Origin of the sequence: Trinickia sp. (assembly GCF_051953955.1) — a bacterium.
Classification (GTDB): domain Bacteria; phylum Pseudomonadota; class Gammaproteobacteria; order Burkholderiales; family Burkholderiaceae; genus Trinickia.
On the sequence record NZ_JBQCIF010000115.1, the window covers coordinates 1 to 23,155 of the forward strand.

21 protein-coding genes are annotated in these 23,155 nt (G+C 64.8%); 9 read left to right on the forward strand and 12 right to left on the reverse strand.

The annotated features are described in order from the left end of the window. The 8 genes from ACTHNZ_RS21235 to yacG form a co-directional block, all read left to right on the forward strand. A partial coding sequence (locus ACTHNZ_RS21235) for a hypothetical protein (RefSeq protein ID WP_440544557.1) occupies window positions 1-643 on the forward strand: 643 nt, incomplete at its 5' end. Between the two features lie 335 nt (window positions 644-978). Beyond that, entirely contained in the window at window positions 979-2,274 is a 1,296-nt protein-coding gene (locus ACTHNZ_RS21240; protein ID WP_440544558.1) for an HlyC/CorC family transporter, read from the forward strand. 104 nt (window positions 2,275-2,378) lie between these two features. Continuing rightward, window positions 2,379-3,602 (forward strand): GspE/PulE family protein, encoded by a 1,224-nt coding sequence (locus tag ACTHNZ_RS21245; RefSeq protein ID WP_440544559.1) that lies wholly within the window; start codon window positions 2,379-2,381, stop codon window positions 3,600-3,602. Next, window positions 3,599-4,681, forward strand: coding sequence for a type II secretion system F family protein (locus tag ACTHNZ_RS21250; protein ID WP_440544560.1), 1,083 nt, complete (start codon window positions 3,599-3,601; stop codon window positions 4,679-4,681). The genes ACTHNZ_RS21245 and ACTHNZ_RS21250 overlap by 4 nt, the downstream gene beginning before the upstream one ends. Window positions 4,682-4,709: 28 nt before the next feature. Then, entirely contained in the window at window positions 4,710-5,633 is a 924-nt protein-coding gene (locus ACTHNZ_RS21255; RefSeq protein ID WP_440544575.1) for a prepilin peptidase, read from the forward strand. 4 nt (window positions 5,634-5,637) lie between these two features. Next, on the forward strand, window positions 5,638-6,264 hold the full coding sequence (gene coaE, locus ACTHNZ_RS21260) for a dephospho-CoA kinase (protein ID WP_440544576.1): 627 nt from the start codon (window positions 5,638-5,640) through the stop codon (window positions 6,262-6,264). A gap of 183 nt (window positions 6,265-6,447) precedes the next feature. Beyond that, window positions 6,448-7,203 (forward strand): cell division protein ZapD, encoded by a 756-nt coding sequence (gene zapD / locus ACTHNZ_RS21265; protein WP_440544561.1) that lies wholly within the window; start codon window positions 6,448-6,450, stop codon window positions 7,201-7,203. Window positions 7,204-7,323: 120 nt separating this feature from the next. Further along, on the forward strand, window positions 7,324-7,515 hold the full coding sequence (gene yacG / locus ACTHNZ_RS21270; RefSeq protein ID WP_440544562.1) for a DNA gyrase inhibitor YacG: 192 nt from the start codon (window positions 7,324-7,326) through the stop codon (window positions 7,513-7,515). Window positions 7,516-7,604: 89 nt separating this feature from the next. Here the strand turns inward: yacG and ACTHNZ_RS21275 are convergent, their stop codons facing one another. The 4 genes from ACTHNZ_RS21275 to secA form a co-directional block, all read right to left on the reverse strand. Beyond that, window positions 7,605-8,042, reverse strand: coding sequence for an NUDIX domain-containing protein (locus tag ACTHNZ_RS21275; protein ID WP_440544563.1), 438 nt, complete (start codon window positions 8,040-8,042; stop codon window positions 7,605-7,607). Beyond that, a complete protein-coding gene (locus ACTHNZ_RS21280; protein WP_440544564.1) occupies window positions 8,039-8,908 on the reverse strand; it encodes an ATP-binding protein in 870 nt (289 codons plus the stop codon). Before ACTHNZ_RS21280 ends, ACTHNZ_RS21275 begins: the two co-directional genes overlap by 4 nt. 89 nt (window positions 8,909-8,997) lie before the next feature. Then, complete coding sequence (gene argJ, locus ACTHNZ_RS21285) at window positions 8,998-10,245, reverse strand: bifunctional glutamate N-acetyltransferase/amino-acid acetyltransferase ArgJ (RefSeq protein WP_440544565.1); 1,248 nt, start codon at window positions 10,243-10,245, stop codon at window positions 8,998-9,000. A 14-nt stretch (window positions 10,246-10,259) separates the two neighbouring features. Further along, entirely contained in the window at window positions 10,260-13,079 is a 2,820-nt protein-coding gene (gene secA, locus ACTHNZ_RS21290; protein ID WP_440544566.1) for a preprotein translocase subunit SecA, read from the reverse strand. A 291-nt stretch (window positions 13,080-13,370) separates the two neighbouring features. Between secA and ACTHNZ_RS21295 the strand changes: the two genes are divergently transcribed. Continuing rightward, entirely contained in the window at window positions 13,371-13,856 is a 486-nt protein-coding gene (locus tag ACTHNZ_RS21295; RefSeq protein ID WP_440544567.1) for a DciA family protein, read from the forward strand. A 94-nt stretch (window positions 13,857-13,950) separates the two neighbouring features. Here ACTHNZ_RS21295 and lpxC read toward each other — a convergent pair whose 3' ends face one another. From lpxC to ACTHNZ_RS21335, 8 genes are all read right to left on the reverse strand, one after another. Further along, window positions 13,951-14,868, reverse strand: coding sequence for a UDP-3-O-acyl-N-acetylglucosamine deacetylase (lpxC, locus tag ACTHNZ_RS21300; RefSeq protein WP_440544568.1), 918 nt, complete (start codon window positions 14,866-14,868; stop codon window positions 13,951-13,953). Window positions 14,869-15,591: 723 nt separating this feature from the next. Continuing rightward, window positions 15,592-16,797 carry a cell division protein FtsZ gene (gene ftsZ / locus ACTHNZ_RS21305; RefSeq protein WP_440544569.1) on the reverse strand — a complete coding sequence of 402 codons (1,206 nt, stop codon included), beginning with the start codon at window positions 16,795-16,797 and terminating at the stop codon, window positions 15,592-15,594. 147 nt (window positions 16,798-16,944) lie between these two features. After that, the gene (gene ftsA / locus ACTHNZ_RS21310; protein WP_115537616.1) at window positions 16,945-18,177 is read right to left on the reverse strand and encodes a cell division protein FtsA; all 1,233 of its coding nucleotides are present in this window, start codon (window positions 18,175-18,177) and stop codon (window positions 16,945-16,947) included. Window positions 18,178-18,204: 27 nt separating this feature from the next. Further along, window positions 18,205-18,969 (reverse strand): cell division protein FtsQ/DivIB, encoded by a 765-nt coding sequence (locus ACTHNZ_RS21315; RefSeq protein ID WP_440544570.1) that lies wholly within the window; start codon window positions 18,967-18,969, stop codon window positions 18,205-18,207. A gap of 9 nt (window positions 18,970-18,978) precedes the next feature. Beyond that, window positions 18,979-19,926: a D-alanine--D-alanine ligase gene (locus tag ACTHNZ_RS21320; RefSeq protein ID WP_440544571.1), complete on the reverse strand. Its 948-nt coding sequence runs from the start codon at window positions 19,924-19,926 to the stop codon at window positions 18,979-18,981. A gap of 1 nt (window position 19,927) precedes the next feature. Further along, entirely contained in the window at window positions 19,928-21,319 is a 1,392-nt protein-coding gene (gene murC / locus ACTHNZ_RS21325) for a UDP-N-acetylmuramate--L-alanine ligase (protein ID WP_440544572.1), read from the reverse strand. Then, window positions 21,316-22,422, reverse strand: coding sequence for an undecaprenyldiphospho-muramoylpentapeptide beta-N-acetylglucosaminyltransferase (murG, locus tag ACTHNZ_RS21330; protein ID WP_440544573.1), 1,107 nt, complete (start codon window positions 22,420-22,422; stop codon window positions 21,316-21,318). Before murG ends, murC begins: the two co-directional genes overlap by 4 nt. Continuing rightward, window positions 22,419-23,155, reverse strand: a 737-nt coding sequence (locus ACTHNZ_RS21335) for a peptidoglycan glycosyltransferase FtsW (RefSeq protein ID WP_440544574.1), incomplete at its 5' end; no start/stop codon positions are given. The genes ACTHNZ_RS21335 and murG, both read right to left, overlap by 4 nt.

Here is a 23,155-nt window from a genome sequence, read left to right on the forward strand (position 1 = left end):
GAATAGAAACACGTCCACAAACCTAGTGAAAAAGGGCCTTCTGAAGACCACAGAAACGGGCTGGGACGGCACCAAAAACCGGCCCAAAAAGATACTTACCCTGACCGATCTGGGCCTCAGTTTTGCAGTGGAAAAAGCCACTAACTTGGTAAAGTACAAGGGCAGCTTTAGCAGCATAAATCTGCTTCATCTGAGGCATTATTTTTATGCCCAGTTGATGACACTGAACGCCGTCTCAAACGGCGAGATTATCGACTTCCAGACCGAGGCCGAATTCAACGAAAAATCGGAGAAAAACGAGAAACGCCCCGATGTGCTGTGGCACCTGCCAAGTGGGGAAGTCACAGGGGTTGAGGTCGAGTTGACCGAAAAGCATGGCCATGACCTGCTCAAGTTCGTCGACGACTCCACCATGCAGCTGTACATGGACGAAGCCCAAACGGGCCACGCTCCGCTGTTCACCAGGTTGATCATCGCAAGTACCAGCCAAGGCATCCTCAAACGCTATCAGGCAGCGTTTGCGCCGGGTCTGGAGACCCGGCAACCGGTAAAAAATGAAGCAGGCCGCTGGGTTTCCCGGCCAAGCGGCTGGAAAATACCGCGCGACATCGTTGGCAAAATCTCGTACCGACTTCTCGACTAACCTGGAGGAAAACAGCCGCCTTCCGTGGTAAGCTGACGCCTAGTTACCTTGTCAATTCGACGCGCGCTTGACATTGACGAAGTGCCCGGAAAGCCTTATTCCATGGTCGATACAGAGAGGTTCGAATCCTCTCACCCCGACCAGAATTTTCTTGAGAAGATCAAGGCAGAAGCCGTTCAGTTCGCTGAACGGCTTTTTGTTTTGGTGCCCGCCTGCATACCGCGCTTGTTCGAATCAGCCTGTCCGGGCGCCAAGCTGACCGGCCTCGCGCCCGAGCCCCGCCTACCGCCTCTGCTATATTCTTCCCATCCTTTCATCACCACACCAGCAGACGCGTGGAACAAATCCCCTTGTGGGCGCAAATCGGCGCCGTTTTCGTCCTGCTTCTTTGCTCCGGCTTTTTCTCGATTTCGGAAACGGCGATGATGTCGCTGAACCGGCACCGGTTGAAATACCTCGTCGGCAAGGGCGCCTTCGGCGCAAAGACCACGCAGGGCCTGCTCGCCCGAACCGACCAACTGCTCAGCGTCGTGCTGATCGGCAACAACCTGCTGAACACGATCATCCCCGTGCTGACGACATCGATCGCGCTGCGCACGTTCGGCCGCGACAATCTCGTCCTCTCGATCGCCACGGGCCTCGTCGCATTCCTCATCATCGTCTTCGCGGAAATCACGCCGAAAATCGTCGGCGCCACCTACCCCGAAAAAATCGCGCTGCCCGCGAGCTTCGTGATCGCGCCGCTGATGCGCGCCCTCAAGCCAGTCGTCTGGTTCGTCAACCTGCTGTCGAACGCGATCCTTTTCGTGCTGCACATCAACACGAAAGGCGGCCGCGAGCAGCGGCTGACCACCGAGGAACTGCGTGCAATCGTGCTCGAATCGGGCAGCTTCATGCCGACCAAGCACCGCAGCATCCTGCTCAATCTGTTCGATCTCGAAAACATCTCGGTCGACGACGTCATGATCCCGCGCCGCCGCATCGAGGCGCTCGACCTCGATGCGCCGTTCGAGGACATCTTGCGTCAGCTCGAAACCTGCTACCACAACAAGCTGATCGTCTTTCAGGGCGATATCGACCGCGTCGTCGGCGTTCTGCACGTACGCAAGACGCTCGCCGCGCTGCATAACCAGGAACTCACGCGCGAGACACTGCGCGAGCTCTTGACCGACCCGTATTTCGTGCCCTCGGGCACGCCCGTCTCGCAGCAACTGCAATACTTTCAGGAAACGCGGCATCGCGCGGCGCTCGTCGTCAACGAGTATGGCGAGCTCGAGGGGCTCGTCACGCCCGAAGACATCATCGAAGAGTTGATCGGCGAGTTCACCACGTCGATCCCGCGCAGCGCCGGCACGCGCAAGGGCTGGACCGAGAACGGCGAATGCATCGTCGCCGGCAGCATGCCGCTGCGCGAGTTGAACCGCTGGCTGCAGCTCACTTTGCCGACCGACGGCCCGAAGACGCTGAACGGGCTCATCCTCGAAACGCTCGAAGAGATCCCCGAAGGCGACGTCTGCCTGCAGATCGGCGACGTGCAACTCGAAGTGCTGCAAAGCGACGACCAAGCCGTGCGCACCGTGAAGCTGTTCAAGCCGCGCATCCGCGTCGCATCGAAGGCCTCGCAGGGCTAGCCGCAAAACGTCGAGTGCGTTGGCCGAGCGGCTGAATGGCCCGCCGTGCAGGCGCGGGCGATGATCGCTTTCCCGCGTTTTCGACGGCGCAACGCCGCTCTCCGATGCCTATCGTTTCTTCTTCGCCCTCACCGCGCGGTGATCCCGCGCTACCTGACGACGGGCCGGCCGCCCACCTGTTCGCCGCCACGCTCGATCTCGCCGTGCAGCGCGGCGCTTCCGACATCCACGTCGAACCGACCGACGAGCATGGCTGGCGCATCCGTCTACGCGTAGACGGCGTGCTGCATGAAATGCCCGGGCCTCCGTCGCACTTGCGAGATGCGTTCGTCACGCGCATCAAGGTACTGGCCCGCCTCGACATCGCGGAGCGCCGCATTCCGCAAGACGGCCGCTTGCGGCTCGAGGTCGCACGGGGCAAGGTCGAAGACTACCGCGTGAGTGCGCTGCCCACTGTCCACGGTGAAAAGCTCGTGCTACGCCGCCTCGAAGCGCTGCCGCCCGACTTGTCGCTGGCGTCGCTCGGCTTCGACACACGGCAAACGCCGCTCGTCGAAGCCGCCATTCGCGCGCCGCATGGCCTCGTACTGGTCACGGGACCCACCGGCAGCGGCAAGACGCTGTCGCTGTATGCATTCCTGCAAATGCTCAATGACGCTTCGCGCAACATCTGCACGGTCGAGGATCCGGCCGAGATACGACTCGCGGGCATCAATCAGGTCAACGTCCGCGAGAAAACGGGCCTCACGTTCGCCACGGCCCTGCGCGCGCTGCTACGGCAAGACCCCGACGTCATCATGGTCGGTGAAATCCGCGATGCCGAGACGGCTGACGTCGCGCTCAAGGCCGCGCAGACAGGCCATCTCGTGCTCGCTACGCTGCATACGAACGACGCACCGAGCGCGATCGGGCGCCTGGTCGACATCGGCGCGGCGCCGTACAACCTGTCTGCGGCGCTACGGCTCGTCACGGCTCAGCGCCTCGTGCGACGCCTGTGCACGCGCTGCGCCGCGCCAGTGGCGACGTCGCCGGCCATGCTCGCGGCAGCCGGCTACGCGGATGAAGCGGTTTCCAGTCGAACGCTCTACGCGGCGTGCGGATGTCCTGCTTGCCACGGCGCAGGGTATCGCGGCCGCATCGGCGCACATCAGGTCATGGCGATATCGCCCGCCATCCGTGAACTCGTGAATGCGAAGGCAAGCGCCCAGGCGATCGCCGCGCAGGCGAGGGCGGAGGGGGCTGCCTCGCTACGCGAAGCGGCGCTCGCGCACGTGCGCGCTGGAACCACGAGCTTGGCCGAAGCCACCGCCTGCACGGATGCCGAATGAGCGCCGGCGGCAGGCACTTTGCCGACGACGACGCAAAACGGCCGAGAACGAGCGCACGCGAAGTGACGGCGTTCACGCGCCATCTGACGAGTCTGCTGAACGCAGGCCTTCCGCTCGTCCCATCGCTCGAGTTGATCGCCCGGACTACCTCGCGCGGCGCCATGGCGCGCGTTGCCCGGTCGGTAGCTCGCCGCATCGCGGGCGGTGAGCGCTTTGCGTCGTCCCTCGCGGCCTATCCGACGCAGTTCGATCGGCTTTACCGCGAGCTTGCGGCGATCGGCGAAGCCTCTGGGACGCTCGCACTCGTCCTCGCGCGCATCGCCGAGCACCGCGAACGCGCCGCTGCCCAGCGCGGCAAGCTTCGCGCGGCGTTGGCCTACCCGTGTGCCGTGCTCCTGCTCGCCGTCGCCATCGGCACGGCCCTGCTTGCGTTCGTCGTGCCCACGTTCCAGCAGGTCTTCGAGAGCTTCGGCGCTGCGCTGCCGGGGCCGACGCGTGCAGTGATCGCGCTGTCGGCCCTTTTGGTGCACTGGGGCCCGCCTGCGTTCGCGGCATTCGGCGCACTCTGGCTCATCGTGCCGCGCGCCGTTCGGCGCTTCGCTCGCCTGCGCGCTTGGCTCGATCGAGCGCTGCTTTCGGTCCCCCTAGCGGGCGCGCTGGTGCGGGCCGTCGCTGCGGCACGCTGGGCACGTGCGCTCGGAACGCTGCTCACGGCCGGCATACCGCTCGCCGATGCGCTGCGCGCGCTGTCACACGTGACGGGCAATACGGTGTTCGATGAAGCGAATGCGCAAATCGAACGCCGATTGCGGCGCGGCGAGCGTCTCGCGCACGCCATGCACGCAGTCGGCTGCTTTCCCGCCGCGCTCGTCGAACCGATAGCCGTGGCGGAAGAGTCGAGCGCGCTCGACACGATGCTGCTCGATTGCGCCGCGCTGGCCGAGCGCGAAGTCGAGGAAACGCTGGCGTTGGCTACCGCCTGCGCCGAGCCGCTCGTCGTGCTGGTGCTCGCGCTGGCGGTCGGTGGGCTCGTCATCGCGCTCTATCTCCCTATCATCGAACTGGGCAACGTGGTGTAGCATGCCCCCCATTCGCCACTCGCCATCGATGCCGACTTTTTCCGTGCACGCTTTCTTCTCCAACGCCCCGCTCGCGAATCTGTCCTTCGGCCTCGGCACCGCCTTCGCCGCGCTGCCGCAGCTTTGGCAGTTCGCGTTCGCGATCGCATTCGGCTTGATCGTGGGCAGCTTCCTCAACGTGGTGGCGCACCGGTTGCCGATCATGCTCGAGCGCGCGTGGCGTCTCGAAATCAGCGAAGCAACGGGGCAAGCGGCGGGAGACGATTCGCTCCCGGAGCGCTATAACTTGTGCGTGCCGCGCAGCACCTGTCCGCATTGCGGCCATACGCTGCGCGCTCACGAGAACATCCCCGTCCTCAGCTACGCGTTGCTGCGCGGGCGCTGCTCGTCGTGCCGGGCACCGATCAGCGTGCGCTATCCGCTCGTCGAGCTTGCGGGCGGGGCGCTAGCCGCCGCGGCGCTGGCCGTCTACGGCCCGACGGGCACCGCGCTCGCGGCATTCGGCTTCACCGCGGCCCTGCTCGCGATGAGCGCCATCGACGCAGAAACGCGCCTGTTGCCCGATTCCCTTACGCTCCCGCTGCTGTGGGCCGGCTTCATCGTCAACTTCGACGATACCTTCGCAACGTTGCGCGCGGCGGTTGCCGGCGCCATCGCCGGCTATCTTTTCTTGTGGTGCATCTATTGGCTGTTTCGCTTCGTGCGCGGGGTCGAGGGCATGGGCTACGGCGACTTCAAGCTGCTGGCCGCGCTGGGTGCGTGGCTCGGATGGGCTGCTTTGCCGCAAATCGTGCTGATCGCCGCCGTCACGGGCGCCGTCGCCGGCTTGCTTGCGATGTGGACGGGACGCCTGCGGTTCGAGGAACCGTTGCCGTTCGGCCCGTTTCTCGCGCTCGGCGGTGTCGTGACGCTGTTCGGCGGTATGCCGATCTTCCATGCGCTCGGGGGCTGAGGACATGTTCGCGGTAGGGCTCACAGGCGGGATCGGCAGCGGCAAAACCACCGTCGCCGATCTGTTCGCGACTCACGGCGTAGCCGTCGTCGACACGGACATCATCGCGCATCGCATCACGGCAGCGGGTGGTGCGGCAATGCCGCTCATCGAGCAGGCGTTCGGGCGGCAGTTCGTGGCGCCCGACGGTGCGCTCGATCGCGCGAAGATGCGCTCGCTGGTGTTTTCCGACGATGCAGCCAAGGCACGGCTCGAGGCGATCACCCATCCGCTGATTCGGTCCGAGACCGAGCGCGAGCGTCAGGCCGCACCCGGTCCCTACGTCGTCCTCGTCGTGCCGCTGCTCGTCGAGTCGGGCGCCTGGAAGTCGCGCGTGAACCGCGTGCTCGTCGTCGACTGCCGCCAGCAGACGCAAATCGCGCGCGTCATGCGCCGCAACGCGTTTTCGCGCGACCAGGTGCTGGCGATCATCGCGCGCCAGGCGACACGCGAGGCCCGCCTCGCCGCGGCGGACGACGTCATCGTCAACGACGATACGCCGCTCGATCGGCTGGCACACGACGTGCGGCAGTTGCATCTGCGATATCTCGCGCTCGCGGGTGCGGCGCCGCCTAGCCAATCCGAACCGTGAGGCGCTGTGCGAGTCGAATCGAATGATGTCGCACATGCTGCACGATCGACCGTACACTCTCGCAAAACCTTCGATTCGAAGAAAAGGCAGTAAAAAGTGCCCGATTCCTCGATTGCCGGGGGCAATCGGGGGCATTAGAATGTCCTGCAATCCCACCACCCACGACGTCAGGGGCGAGCGCGCTTGATTCTTTACGAGTATCCGTTCAACGAGCGAATTCGCACGCTGCTGCGCCTCGAAGATTTGTTCGAGCGCTTTACGTTCTTTTTGAGCCAAGACGACGCACGCGAGCACCATGTCGCGCTGACGACGCTGTTCGAAATCGCGGAAGTCACTGGCCGCGCGGATCTGAAGTCGGATTTGATGAAGGAACTGGAGCGGCAGCGGCAAACGCTGGCTCCGTTCCGTGGCAATCCGGGCATCGAGCAAAACGCGCTGGAAGCCGTGCTCGGCGAAATCGAGCAAACCCTCGCCGGTCTCGCCCAAATGCAAGGCAAGACGGGGCAGCACCTATCCGAAAACGAATGGCTGGCAAGTATTCGCAGCCGGGCGATCATTCCCGGGGGGACTTGCGAGTTCGATCTGCCGTCTTACTATGCTTGGCAGCAACTGCATCCCGATCAGCGCCGGCAGGACATCGCCAAGTGGATTACGCCGCTGTTGCCGCTGCGCGACGCCGCATCGATCGTGCTGCGGCTCGCTCGCGAGTCGGGTCAAGCCTCGAAGGTCATGGCGATGCAAGGCAGCTATCAGCAAATGCTGTCGGGCCGCACCTACCAGTTGATGCAGGTGCGCGTGTCGCCCGAGTTGCGCGTCATCCCGGAAGCGAGTGCAAACAAGTACATGCTTTGGGTGCGCTTCACGGTGCAAGACGGGGATCTGCGTCCGCGGGCCGTCGATGTCGACGTACCGTTCCAATTGACGCTGTGCAGCCTTTGAACGGGTGCATCGCACGCGTACGCCTGGCATGGCACGCGGCGATGCGCGAAATCCGCCGCTTAAGGCCAGGCCGGAATCATTCCGCACGCTTCACGGCGGCCATTACGATCGCCTGACGATATGGTTACCGTTGTCAAATGCCCGACTTGCGGGAAAGACGTCCGTTGGACGCCTGAAAACCGATTTCGCCCCTTCTGCTCCGAGCGATGCAAGCAAATCGACCTGGGCGCGTGGGCCAATGAGAAATACCGGATCGGCAACACCGACGAAGAGCCGCCGTCGGACGACGACGAGCACGGCGATCTGAACTGATCGAAATCGGGCCGGCCGCTCGCCCTCCTTGGCGCATGGCGCAACGGACCCGGCCGCCTTCCGCTCGCCAAGCCCGGGGCAGCCCTCTGTCAGCCGGCGGCGAGCAACTCGAGCACCGGAATGGCGGCAGGCAGCAGCGGCGCCACTTGCACGGGCAGGTCCTGCCAGCTGAACGCTTGGCCTTCGCGGCCGTGCGGCTCGCCGGTCCAGCCCGTCACCTTGCAGAAATGGAGCCGCACGTACGCGTGCGGATAGTCGTGTTCGAGCGTGTGCCAACGATGACAATCGGTCAGCATGATGCCGAGTTCTTCGTGCAGTTCGCGCGTCAACGCGGCTTCGACCGTCTCGCCCGGCTCGAGCTTGCCGCCCGGAAACTCCCAATACCCTTCATACGGCTTCCCCGCGGGACGCTGCGCGAGCAAGTATCGGCCGTCGGGGCTCACGAGCACGCCCACGGCCACTTCCGTCACGGGCCGTCCCGTCGGCGAGCGCTCGGCGGCGGCGCCGCTGTCCGGCTGCGTCGTCATGCTGCCGCCTTGCGGCCGGACCAATCGCGCGCGAATTGCCAGGCCACGCGGCCCGAGCGCGATCCGCGCTCCAGCGCCCAAACGAGCGCGTCGCCGCGTGCGCCCGCGATGTCGTCGTCGCTGCACCCGAAATGGCGTAGCCAGTGGCCGACGATCGCAAGGTAATCGTCTTGCTTGAATGGGTAGAAGCTCACCCAAAGGCCGAAGCGCTCGGACAGCGAAATCTTCTCCTCGACGACTTCGCCGGGATGGATTTCGCCGTCGGACGTATGCTTGTACGACTCGTTGTCGCTCATGTACTCGGGCAACAGATGGCGGCGATTCGACGTCGCATAGATGAGCACGTTGTCCGATTGCGCCGACACGGAACCGTCGAGCGCGACCTTCAGCGCCTTATAGCCCGATTCGCCTTCCTCGAAAGAGAGGTCGTCGCAGAACACGATGAAGCGCTCGGGCCGGGCCGCGATCAACTCGGTGATGTCGCCCAGATCGTGCAGATCATCCTTGTCGACTTCGATCAAGCGCAGCCCATCTTTCGCATAGGCATTGAGGCAAGCCTTGATCAGCGATGACTTGCCCGTGCCGCGCGCGCCCGTGAGCAAGACGTTGTTTGCAGGCCGCTTGTTCACGAACTGGCGCGTGTTCTGCTCGATGAGGTCCTTTTGGCGGTCGATGTTTCGCAGATCGGCCAGCGTGATCGCCGAAACAGCCGGCACCGGCTGCAGATACCCGCGCCCTTGGCGCTTGCGCCAACGAAATGCGACGGCTGCCGACCAATCGACGTCGGGCGCAGCCGGCGGCAATATGCCCTCGAGGCGGCCGAGCAATGCTTCGGCCCGGGTCAGGAACTGTTCGAGTTTGTCCATGGGCGATGAGCGGTGTACACCATCGGGCGCCGCGACGAACCGCGCGGCGCAATGCAAGAATTCAGCGGCCGCCGTGCGGCAGCCGTCCGTCAGGAGCGGTAGTCGGCGTTGATCGACACGTAATCGTGCGATAGATCGCACGTCCAGATCGTCGCCCGCGCCGGGCCGCGGCCGAGTAGCACGCGGATGGCGATCTCGCTTTCCTTCATCACGCGCTGCCCGTCCTCCTCGCGATACTCGGGATGGCGGCCACCGGCCGTCGCTACGTGAACGTCACCGAGATAGAGGTCGATCTTCGAGACGTCGAGATCGGCGATGCCCGCGTACCCGATCGCAGCCAAGATACGGCCGAGATTGGGATCGGAGGCATAGAACGCCGTCTTCACGAGCGGCGAATGGCCGATCGCATAAGCGATTTGGCGGCATTCTCCCTCGTTCGCACCACCCTCGACTTGGACGGTCATGAATTTGGTGGCGCCCTCGCCGTCGCGCACGATCAATTGAGCCAGCGTCTGCGACTGACGCACGACCGCCTCGCGCAGCGCCGCGTAAGCGGCCGTGTCCCGCGACGTAATGGGCGGCAGGCTCGACTTGCCCGTCGCGATGAGGATGAACGAATCGTTCGTCGACGTATCGCCGTCGATCGTGATGCAGTTGAAGGAACGGTCGGCGACGTCTTTGACGAGTGCATCGAGCACGTCCTGTGCGACGGCCGCGTCGAACGCCAGGAAGCCCAGCATCGTCGCCATGTTCGGCTTGATCATGCCGGCGCCTTTGCTGATGCCGGTGAGCGTCACGGTATGGCCGTCGATCTCGATTCTCGCCGACGTAGCCTTGGGCAACGTATCCGTCGTCATGATCGCCTGCGCCGCTTCGTACCAGTGCGCGGCCGCGCGGCACTCGAGCGCCGCGGGCAAGCCCGCCTTGAGCCGATCGATCGGCAGCGGCTCGAGAATCACACCCGTCGAAAACGGCAGCACCTGCTCGGCCGCAATGCCGGCCAGACGCGCCAGATCGGCGCAAGTCTCGCGCGCATGCGCGAGGCCCGACTCGCCCGTGCCTGCGTTCGCATTGCCGGTATTGACGACAAGGGCTCGAATAGGCTTCGCCCCGCGGGCGGCGCTCGCGTGCGCGAGATGCTCGCGGCAGACCGTCACCGGTGCCGCGCAAAAACGGTTCGACGTGAAGACACCGGCCACCGTCGCCCCCTCGTCGAGGGAAATGACGAGGACGTCTTTACGGTTCGGCTTGCGGATGTTCGCCTCGGCAAAGCCGAGCGTGACACCGGGAACGGGATGCAGTTGCGCGGGATCGATCGAAGGAAAATTGACGGCCATGGTCCTGAATCCGGTTAGGCGAGCTTGCCGTGACACTGCTTGTATTTCTTGCCGCTACCGCAGGGGCAAGGATCGTTGCGTCCCACCTTGGGCACGCCCGCCAACGCGCTCGCGCTGGCCACGCCGGTTGCGGCATGCATGCCGTGGCTCATCGCCTGACCGACCATTTCGGCGGCGGCATCGACGGACGCGGCCGCAGCCGGCGCCGCGCCCGCTTCCGCGAATTCGGCGTGACGGAACTCCGCGTTGGCCAGCGGATCGCCCTGCTCTTCGTACTGCTCGGTGGCCTCTTCGAGCTGCTCGGGCGATTGAATCTGAACGTTCATGACGATGCGCGTCACTTCCGTCTTCACGATGTTGAGCAGCGCCTCGAACAATTCGAACGCCTCGCGCTTGTACTCTTGCTTCGGGTTTTGCTGCGCATAGCCGCGCAAGTGGATACCTTGACGCAAGTGATCGAGCGCGGCCAAATGCTCGCGCCAGCAGCGGTCGAGCGTTTGCAGCATCACCGAACGCTCGAACGCGCTGAAGGACTCGCGGCCCACGAGGGCGACCTTCGTTTCGTACGCCTCGTCGGCGGCACCGATCACGGCATCGACGATGTCGTCCGCATCGAGCGACTGGGACTCGTTGATCATCTCCTGAACGGCGAGATCGAGCTGCCAATCGCGCCGCAGTGCTTCCTCGAGCTCGGGCGCGTTCCATTGCTCTTCGATGCTGCCCGCCGGGATGAATTCGTGCACGACATCGGTAACGACGGCGTGACGCATCGCCGTGATGGTTTCGGTGATGTCGTGCGCCTCGAGCAGTTCGTTGCGCTGCTGGTAGATCACCTTGCGCTGATCGTTGGCGACGTCGTCGTATTCGAGCAGTTGCTTGCGGATGTCGAAGTTGCGCGCTTCGACCTTGCGCTGCGCCGACTCGATCGAACGCGTGACGATTCCCGCTTCGATCGCCTCGCCCTCGGGCATGCGCAGGCGATCCATGATGGAGCGCACGCGGTCGCCCGCGAAAATGCGCAGCAGCGGATCTTCGAGCGAGAGGAAGAAGCGAGAGGAGCCCGGATCGCCTTGACGGCCCGACCGGCCGCGCAGCTGGTTGTCGATCCGGCGCGATTCGTGACGCTCGGTGCCAATGATGTGCAAGCCGCCGGCCGCCTTCACCTGATCGTGCAATGCCTGCCATTCGCTGTGCAGCGCTTCGATGCGCCGCGCCTTTTCGTCGGCAGGAATCGAGTCGTCGGCTTCGATCAGCGAGGCTTGCTTTTCCGCATTGCCGCCGAGCACGATGTCGGTCCCGCGGCCGGCCATGTTCGTCGCGATCGTGATGCGCTTGGGCCGCCCCGCTTCCGCCACGATCGCCGCTTCCCGTGCGTGCTGCTTGGCGTTGAGCACCTCGTGCGGCAGGCCTGTCTTCGTCAGCAGGTTCGACAGCAACTCGGAATTCTCGATCGACGTCGTGCCGACGAGCACGGGCCGGCCCTGGTCGTAGCATTCGCCGATTTCGCGGATGACGGCGTCGTAACGCTCCTTGGCCGTCTTGTAGATCTGATCCTGACGATCGATTCGCTTCGGCGGACGGTTCGTCGGAATGACGACCGTTTCGAGCCCGTAGATTTCGTTGAATTCGTACGCTTCGGTATCGGCCGTGCCGGTCATGCCCGACAGCTTGCCGTACATGCGGAAGTAATTTTGGAAAGTGATCGAGGCGAGCGTTTGATTCTCGCTCTGGATCTTGACGTGCTCTTTCGCTTCGACGGCTTGATGCAGGCCGTCCGACCAGCGGCGGCCCGCCATCAGCCGGCCCGTGAATTCGTCGACGATGACGACTTCGCCGTTTTGCACGACATAGTGCTGATCGCGGAAGAACAGCGTATGGGCGCGCAGCGCGGCGTAGACGTGGTGCATCAACGTGATGTTCTGCGCGGCATAAAGGCTTTCGCCTTCGCCGATCAAGCCCCACTCGGCGAGCAGGCGCTCGGCCTTCTCGTGGCCCGACTCGGTGAGGAAGACTTGCCGCCCTTTTTCGTCCAGCGTGTAGTCACCCGGTTTCTCCACGCCCGTGCCGTCGGCTTTCTCTTCGCCGATCTGCTGCTCGAGCAGCGGCGGCAGCGCGTTCATCCGCACGTAAAGTTCGGTGTGATCCTCGGCTTGGCCGGAAATGATGAGCGGAGTGCGCGCTTCGTCGATGAGGATCGAGTCCACTTCGTCGACGATCGCGAAATTCAACGACCGCTGCACGCGCGCGCCGGTCTCGTAGACCATGTTGTCGCGCAGGTAATCGAACCCGAATTCGTTGTTCGTGCCGTACGTGATGTCGGCCGCGTAAGCCTTTTGCTTCGACTCGTGATCCATCTGCGACAAATTGATGCCGACGGACAGCCCGAGGAAGTTGTAGAGCTTGGCCATCCACTCGGCGTCGCGCTGGGCCAGGTAGTCGTTGACCGTCACGACGTGCACGCCGCGCCCCGACAGCGCATTCAAGTAGGCGGCCAGCGTGGCGACGAGCGTCTTGCCCTCGCCCGTGCGCATTTCGGCGATCTTGCCGTAGTGCAGGACCATGCCCCCGATCAGCTGCACGTCGAAGTGGCGCATTTTCAGCACGCGGCGGCTCGCTTCGCGGCAGACGGCGAACGCTTCGGGCAGCAGCTTGTCGAGCGATTCCCCGCTCGCGACGCGCTGGCGGAATTCATCCGTTTTCGCGCGCAGTTGGTCGTCCGTCAATTGCTCGATTTGCGGCTCGAGCGCATTGATCACCACGACCGTCTTTTGATACTGCTTGACGAGACGCTGATTGCGGCTGCCAAAGATCTTTTGGAGAAAACCGGTGGTCATCGGGTCGAGTATGCGTCGCGGCTTCGGTCGGACACCCGCGCGGCGGCTCGTTGGGACGCCACGGCGGATAACCGGGTTCGGATAGCCTCGGCGGCTTATTCCATGAGTGAATTCGAATCGCGCATTTTAGCACGCGAGCCTTAACGTACCGTGTCGCGGCCCCGGTGCCGCAACGGCCCGCCAGCGCAGGCGCACGGCCTTCTCGAGGGGCTCGGGCAAGAGGCGTCTCACGGGCGCTACGCCCGCTTCCTTCACGGCCCCCGAGCGGGTTCGGCCGAGTACAATCGCGCCATGAGCCGCTTTTCGTCCTTTTCGAAGTCTGCCGCGCTGCGCCGGCCGCAAGCCGTCGCGGAAGTGCTCGGGCGCACCGATGCATTCGCCGCACTGCGCGCCGGGGTAGAACAAATCGCCGCACTCGAGCGGGATCTCGTGCAATTGCTCCCCGACTATCTGGGGACCAATGTCGAGCCAGGATTCATCAAGGACGGGACGCTGACGCTGTTCGCGGCGCACAGCGCGCTCGCCGCGCGCTTGCGGCACGTCGAGCCGCGCCTGTTGACGGAACTGCAGCAGCGCGGTTGGCCGGTGCGCACGCTCGCCATCAAAGTCAGGCCTCGTGCCGTCGCCGAGCCGCCCGCGCCGAAGCAGGCGCGCATGACGCCGGCCGGCGCCGCGGCGCTGCAGGCGCTGAGCCGCTCGCTCGCCCCCTCCCCACTGCAGGCCGCGCTCGCCAAGATGGCCGCGCGCCACGGAAAACCCGTCGACGAAAAGCAATGAGCGGCCCGAAGGCCGCTCATTCATTCCGATATTTCGATCGTCGTCGCGTGTCCGGCCGACCGTAGCCGGCGGGCCCGCCCCGCGCTATGGCACGTCAGGCGAATGCCGTCTGCGCCTCGTAGCCGAAGCCGCGCGGCGCATGCTGGACGTCGTCGAACGTCAGCACTTCGTAGGCATCCTCGTGAGCGAGCAACTCGCGCAGCAGCGCGTTGTTCAAGCCGTGCCCCGATTTGTGCGCTGTATACACCGCGAGCAGCGGATGGCCCACGACGTAAAGATCGCCGATCGCATCGAGCATCTTGTGCTTGACGAATTCGTCGTCGTAACGAAGGCCGTCGTTGTTCAGGATGCGGTATTCGTCGAGCACGATCGCGTTGTCCATCGTGCCGCCTCGCGCCAATCCGAGTTCACGCAGCATCTCGACTTCATGCGCGAAGCCGAACGTGCGCGCACGCGCGATTTCCCGCACATACGACGTCGTCGCGAAGTCGACTTCGAGGGCTTGCCCTGTCTTGTCGACGGCCGGATGGTGAAAATCGATCGTGAACTTGAGCTTGAAGCCGAAATACGGATCGAGGCGCGCGACTTTATCGCCGTCGCGCACTTCGACGGGCTTCGTGACCTTGATGAACTTCTTCGGCGCGTTCTGCTCTTCGATCCCGGCCGATTGCATCAGAAACACGAACGACGCGGCACTGCCGTCCATGATCGGGATCTCTTCGGCCGTGACGTCGACGTAGAGATTATCGATGCCCAAGCCGGCGCAGGCCGACATCAGATGCTCGACCGTCGACACCCGCGCACCGTCCTTTTGCAGCACCGACGCGAGACGCGTATCGCCGATCGCAAGCGCCGAAGCCGGAATATCCACGGGCGTCGCCAAATCGATGCGCGAAAACACGATGCCGGTGTTCACGGCAGCAGGGCGCAGCGTCAGTTCGACCTTGCGTCCCGAATGCAGGCCGATCCCAACGGTTTTGACGATCGATTTGATGGTGCGTTGCTTCAACATGGTTCCGTTCGTTCGATTGCTATTCTCAATCGGTATTTTCTAGGTCATAGGGGAGAGTATACTCCATCCGGCGCGAGCGTCCATTTCGCCGGACGTATCAATCTGTTTCCTCCGATTACCGCAATCGATGAAGCAAGGCCGGTGGCCGGAACGGAGGCTTTCCGGTCACCGGCCCGTAACGGACCGTCACAAATGAACCCCGGCGATCGTTGCTGCGGCGCAACGTCGAACGCGGCGTCGCTCGTCGCTCGGCCAACCGCAGCCAGCCGAACGCACCGCGCCAGGAGCGGCGCGTCACATCCCCGGCAGGCGACATGAACGATCTCGCCTGACCTGTTTCGAGCCGCCATCCCGCACATTCCAGCACATCTTGCCCGCGATGCGCCGGGATGCCGTCCGCACGGAAAGCCCGCTGCCTTCAGCCTTGTGGCCGGCTCGACACCGACCCGGCAGAGCAGGTTCTCCTCGCGGTCAGCGGCTCGCCCGCTGCCACGTCCGCCTGTCGCAAAGCGGCGCGCTCACGTGCGCACGGTTTCCCGCACGCGCCGCACCGCCCGCTCTCGGGCGCGCCGACAGCCGATCCACCCGCGTCGCTTGCGCGCTGCGCGTGGAGGCCGCGCCCGGTCGCCCAACAGGACGAAGCCGCCTGACGCCGTTGCCATTCATGATGCCGTCCTTCGCCCGCGCGGCCTACCCGGCCCGCGCGGCGAATACGCCGCGCGCTCAGTCGGCCTGCTTACGCAGGAACGCCGGAATGTCGTACGTGTCGACGCCCTTTTCCTGCAGCGCCTGCACGTGCGAAGCGGCCGTCTCGCGCGAGTTGCGCCACACCGCCGGCGTATCGAACGCGCCGTAGTCAGCGGTGTTCGCGTGCGACGACTGCGGCGTGTAGCCGTGCTGCATCACGGGCTGATTGTCCGTGCCCGTGCGCAGCAGCGTCATCGGCGCCGCCTGGCTCTTCTTCGCCGCGCCCGCCGCCGTGCGGCCGAGACCCGTCGCCACGACCGTCACGCGCAGCGCATCGCCCATGGCATCGTCGTAGACAGCGCCGAAGATGACCGTCGCGTCTTCCGCCGCGTAGCTCTTGATCGTGTTCATCACTTCGCGCGTTTCGGACAAGCGCAGCGAGCGGCTCGACGTGATGTTCACGAGCACGCCGCGCGCGCCCGACAGATCGACGCCTTCGAGCAGCGGGCTCGCGACGGCCTGCTCGGCCGCCAGCCGCGCGCGATCGACGCCGGCCACCGTGGCCGTGCCCATCATCGCCTTGCCTTGCTCGCCCATCACCGTCTTCACGTCTTCGAAGTCGACGTTGACCAAGCCATCGACGTTGATGATTTCAGCGATGCCCGCGACCGCGTTGTTGAGAACGTCGTCCGCGCACTGGAAGCACTTGTCCATCTCGGCGTCATCGCCCATCACCTCGAACAGCTTGTCGTTCAGAACGACGATCAGCGAGTCGACGTGATCCTCCAGTTGCTGCGAACCTGCCTCTGCCACGCGCATGCGCTTGCCGCCTTCGAATTCGAACGGCTTGCTCACGACGCCCACGGTCAGAATGCCCATCTCCTTCGCGATCTGCGCGACCACCGGCGCCGCGCCCGTGCCCGTGCCGCCGCCCATGCCGGCCGTGATGAAGACCATGTGCGCGCCACGCAGTGCATCGGCGATCCGCTCGCGCGCCTCTTCGGCCGCCGCACGTCCCATCTCCGGCTTCGCACCGGCACCGAGCCCCGTGTTGCCGAGCTGAATCACGTTCGGCGCGCGCGAGCGCGACAACGCTTGCGCATCGGTGTTCATGACGACGAAATCGACGCCCTGAACCCCTTTGCTGATCATGTGCGCGACGGCATTGCCGCCGGCACCGCCAACGCCCACCACCTTGATGATGGTGCCGTTGGTTTCCGTTTCCAACATCTGGAATTCCATATTGCCTCCGAAGAAAAATGCCTGCTCATCGGCCGTTGTTCGACGAACGATCGGGCAACCGTTCGTCGCACGCGGGCCGCCGGCACCCGCGCTTTCACCGCCTACCCGGCGCGCATCCCTGCGATGCGCGTCGATCCGTTTGCAAAATCAAAAATTGCCCAAGAACCAGTCTTTCATCCGCGAGAAAACCTGCCCCATCGAACCCGACTGCACCGCCACCTTGCGCCCGCGCATTCGTTGCGACGAGCCTTCCACGAGCAGTCCCATCGCCGTCGAATAGCGCGGATTGCGCACGACGTCGGCAAGGCCGCCCGCATACTCCGGCACGCCGATACGCACCGGCTTCAGAAAAATGTCTTCGCCGAGCTCGACCATCCCCGGCATCATCGAAGCACCGCCCGTCAGAACGATGCCGGAGCTCAAGAGTTCCTCATAACCGGACTCGCGCACGACTTGATGCACGAGCGAGAACAACTCTTCCACGCGCGGCTCGATCACGGCCGCGAGCGCCTGGCGCGACAGCGTGCGCGGACCGCGCTCTCCGAGGCCCGGCACTTCGATCATCTCGTCCGGATCGGCGAGCGCCTGCTTCGCGATGCCGTAGCTGACCTTGATGTCCTCGGCATCGGGCGTCGGCGTGCGCAGCGCCATCGCGATGTCGCTCGTGATCTGATCGCCGGCGATGGGGATCACGGCCGTGTGGCGAATCGCGCCTTCGCTGAAGATCGCGATGTCGGTCGTGCCGCCGCCGATGTCGACGAGCACGACGCCGAGTTCCTTCTCGTCCTCCGTCAAGACCGCCAGCGACGACGCGAGCGGCTGCAAGATCAAATCGTTGACCTCGAGCCCGCAGCGCCGCACGCACTTGACGATGTTCTGCGCCGCGGACACGGCCCCCGTCACGATGTGCACCTTCACCTCGAGGCGGATGCCGCTCATGCCGATCGGCTCGCGCACGTCCTCTTGCCCGTCGATGATGAATTCCTGCGTGAGGATGTGCAGTACCTGCTGATCGGTCGGAATGTTGATCGCTTTGGCGGTCTCGATCACGCGCGCGACGTCGGCCTGCGTCACCTCCTTGTCCTTGATCGCGACCATTCCGCTCGAATTGAAGCTGCGGATGTGGCTGCCCGCGATCCCCGTGAAGACGTTCGTGATCTTGCAGTCGGCCATCAGCTCGGCTTCCTCGAGCGCGCGCTGAATCGACTGCACCGTGGCCTCGATGTTCACCACGACGCCTTTTTTCAGACCCTTCGATTCGCTCTGCCCCAGCCCGATCACTTCGTAGTGGCCCTCGCCGCGCAGCTCGGCGACGACCGCCACGCACTTGGCCGTGCCGATGTCGAGGGCAACCAGCAGATCCTTGTAGTCTTTACTCATAGCGTGCTCATTGCGTGTGATGTCTTGTTACTTCGTCGCCGCGGGTTTGCCCGCGGTCGCATTGCCGATGAAGCGCATCCCGGCGGCACGAATCGCAAAGCCGTTCGGGTAGCGCAGATCCGCGTATTCGATTTCCTTACCCCAGCGAGCCGTGACCGCCCCCCATGCCGCCGTCAGCCGCCGGCTGCGCTCGGCGAGCGTTTGCGGGTTGCGTTCCCGGCCGTACTCGACCTGCGTGCCGTTCGAGAGCTTCACGCTCCACGCATAGCGCGGCGACAGCGTCACTTCGTCGGGTGTCCCGCCGAGCGGCGCGAGCCACTTCTTGAAATCGAAGTAGCGGGCGACGACTTCTTTTTGCGTGCCGTTCGGACCGTCGAACGAGGGCAGATCTTCATCGAGCTCGCCCTGATTCGCCGTGAACAGTTCGCCGTCGACGCTCACGAGCTGATCGCTGCCCCATGTGCCGAGCGGCTTGTATTCCTCGAGCGTGACGGCGAGGGCATTGGGCCAAACGCGCCGCACGCTGGCGCGCCGCACCCAAGGCATCTGCTCGAACGCCTGACGCGCGCTGTCGAGATCCACGGTGAAGAAGTTGCCCTTCAAATGGCCGACCACGCTCGCCCGCACCGTCGGCGCGTTGATATGTTCGGTATCCCCGCCGATCGCGATCGTATGCAGCGTGAACGCCGGCCGCTGCATGAGCCAATACGCACCGGCCGCCAACAGCGCGAGCGCCCACAGCGCGTAGAGCGCGTTGGCCGCGAGGTTCAGTTGGCGCACGTTATTCCACATGGCTCGCGATCAATCCTTCAGCGTCAGCGCGAGCACGCCGACGACGAGTTCCTGGTAGCCGATGCCGATCGCGCGCGCCGCCTTCGGCGGCAGCGAGTGATCGGTCATGCCCGGCGCCGTGTTCACTTCGAGGAAGAACGGGTTGCCTTGCGCGTCGAGCATGAAATCGGCACGGCCCCAATCGGCGCAGCCGAGCACGTCGAACGCACGGCGCGAGAGTGCCTTCAAGCGCTTTTCCTCATCGGCGCCGAGGCCGCACGGAATCAGGTATTGGGTGTCGTCCGCAATGTACTTGGCGTGGTAGTCGTAGAACTCGCCGGCCGGCACGATGCGGATGATCGGCAAGTCGAGATCGCCCGCGATGCAGGCTGTGTACTCGCCGCCGCCCTCGATGCTCTTTTCGACGACGACGATCTTGTCGAACTTCGCCGCTTCCTCTAGCGCGGCCGGCAACGCGTCGGCGCGCTTCACCTTGATGACGGCCACGCTCGAGCCTTCGCTCGCGGGCTTCACGAACAGCGGCAAGCCGAGCTTCGCGACGATGTCGCCTGCGCGCGCGGCGTAGTCGTCGCCACGCAGCACCGCTTCGAACGGCGGCGTCGGCACGCCCAATTGCTGCCAGACGAGCTTCGTGCGGAACTTGTCGAGGCCGAGCGCCGAGCCGAGCACGCCCGTGCCCGTATAACGAATGCCGTAGAAATCGAGCGCGCCCTGAATCTGGCCGTTCTCCCCGTAGCCGCCGTGCAGCGCGTTGAATGCGCGCACGAAACCTTCGTCCTTCAGCGCCGAGAGCGGACGTTCGGCCGGATCGAACGCATGTGCGTCGATGCCGGCATCGCGCAGCGCTTTCAGGACGAGCGAGCCCGACTTGAGCGACACCTCCCGCTCAGCGGATTCGCCCCCGAGCAAGACGGCCACTTTGCCGAAGCTTTTCGGATCGATCGTGTTGTTCGCCATCTCAAACCTTCAGTTCTTGAGCGAGGCGGCCCGGCACCGTGCCGATCGAGCCCGCGCCCATCGTGATCACTACGTCGCCGTCGCGCACGAGCGCCGACAGCGCCCGCGGCACGTCGTCGACGGTCTCGACAAATGACGGATCGACCTTGCCTGCCGCGCGGATCGCGCGTGCGAGCGCATTGCCATCGGCCGCGACGATCGGCGACTCACCGGCCGCGTAGATTTCCGTCAGCACGAGCGCATCGACGCTCGAGAGCACGCCGACGAAATCCTCGAAACAATCGCGCGTGCGAGTGTAGCGATGCGGCTGGAATGCGAGCACGAGCCGCTTGCCGGGGAATGCGCCGCGCGCCGCCGCGATCGTCGCCGCCATTTCGACGGGGTGATGCCCGTAGTCGTCGATCAGCGTGTAGGTTCCACCGCCGGCCACGCGCATCTCGCCGTAGCGCTGAAAGCGCCGGCCGACGCCCGTGAATTCGGCCAGCGCGCGCTGGATGTCGCCGTCGGCGATCTCGAGCTCGGTGGCGATCGCGATGGCGGCCAGCGCGTTCTGCACGTTGTGCGTGCCCGGCATGTTCAGGACGACGTCGAGCGGGGCCGCGTCCTCGCGGATCGCCGTGAAATGCATCTTGCCCTCGCGTGCGAATACGTTGACGGCGCGCACCTGTGCATCGGGCGCGAAACCGTAACTGATCACCGGCTTCGACACGAATGGCAGGATTTGGCGCACGTTCGCGCAATCGACGCAGAGCACGGCGATGCCGTAGAACGGCAGCCGATGCGTGAATTCGATGAACGCCTGCTTGAGCCGCGCAAAATCGTGCCCGTAGGTATCCATGTGATCTTCGTCGATGTTCGTGACGACTTCGATCACGGGCAGCAGATTCAGGAACGACGCGTCGGATTCGTCCGCTTCGGCGACGATGAAATCGCCCGTGCCGAGGCGTGCGTTGACGCCGGCGCTCGTCAAGCGGCCGCCGATCACGAACGTCGGATCGAGCCCTCCCGCCGCAAGCACGCTCGCGACGAGGCTCGTCGTCGTCGTTTTGCCGTGGGTTCCCGCGATCGCGATGCCCTGCTTCAGGCGCATGAGCTCGGCCAGCATCACGGCGCGCGGCACGATCGGCACATGCTTGCGGCGCGCGGCCAGCACTTCGGGATTGTCGCTGCGCACGGCCGTGGAGACGACAACGGCGTCCGCGTCTCCGATGTTCTCCGCAGCGTGGCCGATGGCAATGCGCGCCCCGAGAGAGGCGAGCCGGTCCGTCGAAGCGCTGCGGGCGAGATCGGACCCGCTCACGCGATAGCCGAGCGTAACCAGCACCTCCGCGATTCCGCTCATGCCGGCGCCGCCGATGCCGACGAAGTGAATGTGTTTGACGATGTGTTTCATGACTTTCCTTGCTGGCGCGCGAGCGCCACGGCCGCGCACACTTGCGCGACGCGATCGGTGGCATCGGGCTTGGCGAGCAAACGCGCGCGCTCGGCCGTCTCGGCGAGCGTCTCGCGCGTCTGGCTGCGCAGCCAGTCCGCCAGGTTCTCCGGCGACAGATCGCGCTGCTGCACGAGCACCGCGGCGTTTTGCGAGGCCAAGAAATCGGCGTTGGTGCTTTGGTGATCGTCGACCGCATACGGAAACGGCACGAACAGCGCCGCGACGCCGACGGCCGCTACCTCCGCCACCGTCATCGCGCCGGAGCGGCAGATCACGAGGTCCGCATCGCCGTAGGCCGCGGCCATGTCGTCGATGAACGGAACGAGCCGTAGCGCCTCGCCCGGCTCGAATCCCGCTTGCGCGTAGTTGGCGCGCAGCGCATCGATGTGCTTCGCTCCCGCTTGGTGGATGACGTGCGGCCGCTGATCCGGCGCCAGCAGTGCCAACGCGCGCGGCACGCATTCGTTCAGCGCGGCCGCGCCCAGGCTGCCCCCGACGACGAGCACGCGCAGCGGCCCCGTGCGGCTCGCATAGCGTGCTTTCGGCTCTTGCGCATGGCACAACTCGTCGCGCAGTGGGTTGCCGGTCCATTCGGCACCGGGCAGCGTATCGGGGAACGCGACGAGCACGCGCCGCGCGAGCTTGGCGAGCACTTTATTCGCGAGCCCGGCGACGGAGTTCTGTTCGTGCAGGACGAGCGGCCGCCCCGTCAGCGCCGTCATGACGCCGGCCGGGAACGTGATGTAGCCGCCCATGCCGAGCACCACGTCGGGCTGCACGCGCTTGAGCACGCGCACACTTTCCAGGCAGGCGCGCAAGAGATTGAGCGGCAGCATCAGCTTGGTCTTCAGCCCTTTGCCGCGCAACCCGCCGAAGCGCACGTACTCGATCGGCACCCCGTGCTTGGGGACGAGCGACGCCTCCATGCCGGACGGATTGCCGAGCCAGACGACGCGCCAGCCCCATGCCCGCATCCGATGGGCGACCGCGAGCCCGGGGAAGACGTGCCCCCCGGTGCCGCCAGCCATGACCATCAGCGTGTGCTGCGGGGTGGTGCTCATACTTTCCCCCCTCGCATCAGCACCCGATTCTCATAATCCACCCGCATCAGGATGGCCAGCGCGACGCAGTTGAGCACGATCCCCGAACCGCCGTAGCTGACGAGCGGGAGCGTCAACCCCTTCGTCGGCAGCAAGCCGAGATTCACGCCCATGTTGATGAACGTCTGGGCGCCAAACCAAATCCCGATGCCCTTGGCCATCAAGCCCGCGAACGTGCGGTCCAGCGCGAGCGCCTGCCGGCCGATTTCGAACGAGCGGCGCACGATCCAGTAAAACAGCAAGATGACGATGAGGACTCCCACGAACCCGAGTTCCTCGCCGATCACGGCGAGAATGAAGTCCGTGTGCGCCTCGGGCAGGTAGTTGAGCTTTTCGACGCTGCCGCCGAGCCCCACGCCGAACCACTCGCCGCGGCCGAACGCGATGAGCGAATGCGAGAGCTGGTAGCCCTTGCCGTACGCGTCGGCCCACGGGTCCATGAAGCCGAGGATGCGTTGCAGCCGGTACGGCGAGGAGATGATGAGCACCACGAACGCCACGGCGAGCAGGATCGCGAGGCCCGCGAAGAGGCGCCAGTTGAGGCCGCCGAGGAAGAGCACGGCCATCGCGATCGTGGTCACCACGACGAGCGCGCCGAAGTCGGGCTCGCGCAGCAGCAGCGCCGCGACGAAGGTCATCACCGCGAACATCGGCAGGAAGCCGCGCCGGAAGTTGTCCATGAACGCGGCCTTGC

Excerpts from the sequence above, each read along its gene's own strand:
- ftsA (WP_115537616.1), bottom strand. The coding sequence starts at position 18,177 with ATGAGTAAAGACTACAAGGATCTGCTGGTTGCCCTCGACATCGGCACG.
- ACTHNZ_RS21245 (WP_440544559.1), top strand. The coding sequence starts at position 2,379 with ATGCCTATCGTTTCTTCTTCGCCCTCACCGCGCGGTGATCCCGCGCTA.
- ACTHNZ_RS21280 (WP_440544564.1), bottom strand. The coding sequence starts at position 8,908 with ATGGACAAACTCGAACAGTTCCTGACCCGGGCCGAAGCATTGCTCGGC.
- ACTHNZ_RS21295 (WP_440544567.1), top strand. The coding sequence starts at position 13,371 with ATGAGCCGCTTTTCGTCCTTTTCGAAGTCTGCCGCGCTGCGCCGGCCG.
- argJ (WP_440544565.1), bottom strand. The coding sequence starts at position 10,245 with ATGGCCGTCAATTTTCCTTCGATCGATCCCGCGCAACTGCATCCCGTT.
- murG (WP_440544573.1), bottom strand. The coding sequence starts at position 22,422 with ATGAGCACCACCCCGCAGCACACGCTGATGGTCATGGCTGGCGGCACC.
- ACTHNZ_RS21315 (WP_440544570.1), bottom strand. The coding sequence starts at position 18,969 with ATGTGGAATAACGTGCGCCAACTGAACCTCGCGGCCAACGCGCTCTAC.
- ACTHNZ_RS21320 (WP_440544571.1), bottom strand. The coding sequence starts at position 19,926 with ATGGCGAACAACACGATCGATCCGAAAAGCTTCGGCAAAGTGGCCGTC.
- coaE (WP_440544576.1), top strand. The coding sequence starts at position 5,638 with ATGTTCGCGGTAGGGCTCACAGGCGGGATCGGCAGCGGCAAAACCACC.
- yacG (WP_440544562.1), top strand. The coding sequence starts at position 7,324 with ATGGTTACCGTTGTCAAATGCCCGACTTGCGGGAAAGACGTCCGTTGG.
- ftsZ (WP_440544569.1), bottom strand. The coding sequence starts at position 16,797 with ATGGAATTCCAGATGTTGGAAACGGAAACCAACGGCACCATCATCAAG.
- ACTHNZ_RS21275 (WP_440544563.1), bottom strand. The coding sequence starts at position 8,042 with ATGACGACGCAGCCGGACAGCGGCGCCGCCGCCGAGCGCTCGCCGACG.
- lpxC (WP_440544568.1), bottom strand. The coding sequence starts at position 14,868 with ATGTTGAAGCAACGCACCATCAAATCGATCGTCAAAACCGTTGGGATC.
- secA (WP_440544566.1), bottom strand. The coding sequence starts at position 13,079 with ATGACCACCGGTTTTCTCCAAAAGATCTTTGGCAGCCGCAATCAGCGT.
- ACTHNZ_RS21250 (WP_440544560.1), top strand. The coding sequence starts at position 3,599 with ATGAGCGCCGGCGGCAGGCACTTTGCCGACGACGACGCAAAACGGCCG.
- murC (WP_440544572.1), bottom strand. The coding sequence starts at position 21,319 with ATGAAACACATCGTCAAACACATTCACTTCGTCGGCATCGGCGGCGCC.
- ACTHNZ_RS21255 (WP_440544575.1), top strand. The coding sequence starts at position 4,710 with ATGCCGACTTTTTCCGTGCACGCTTTCTTCTCCAACGCCCCGCTCGCG.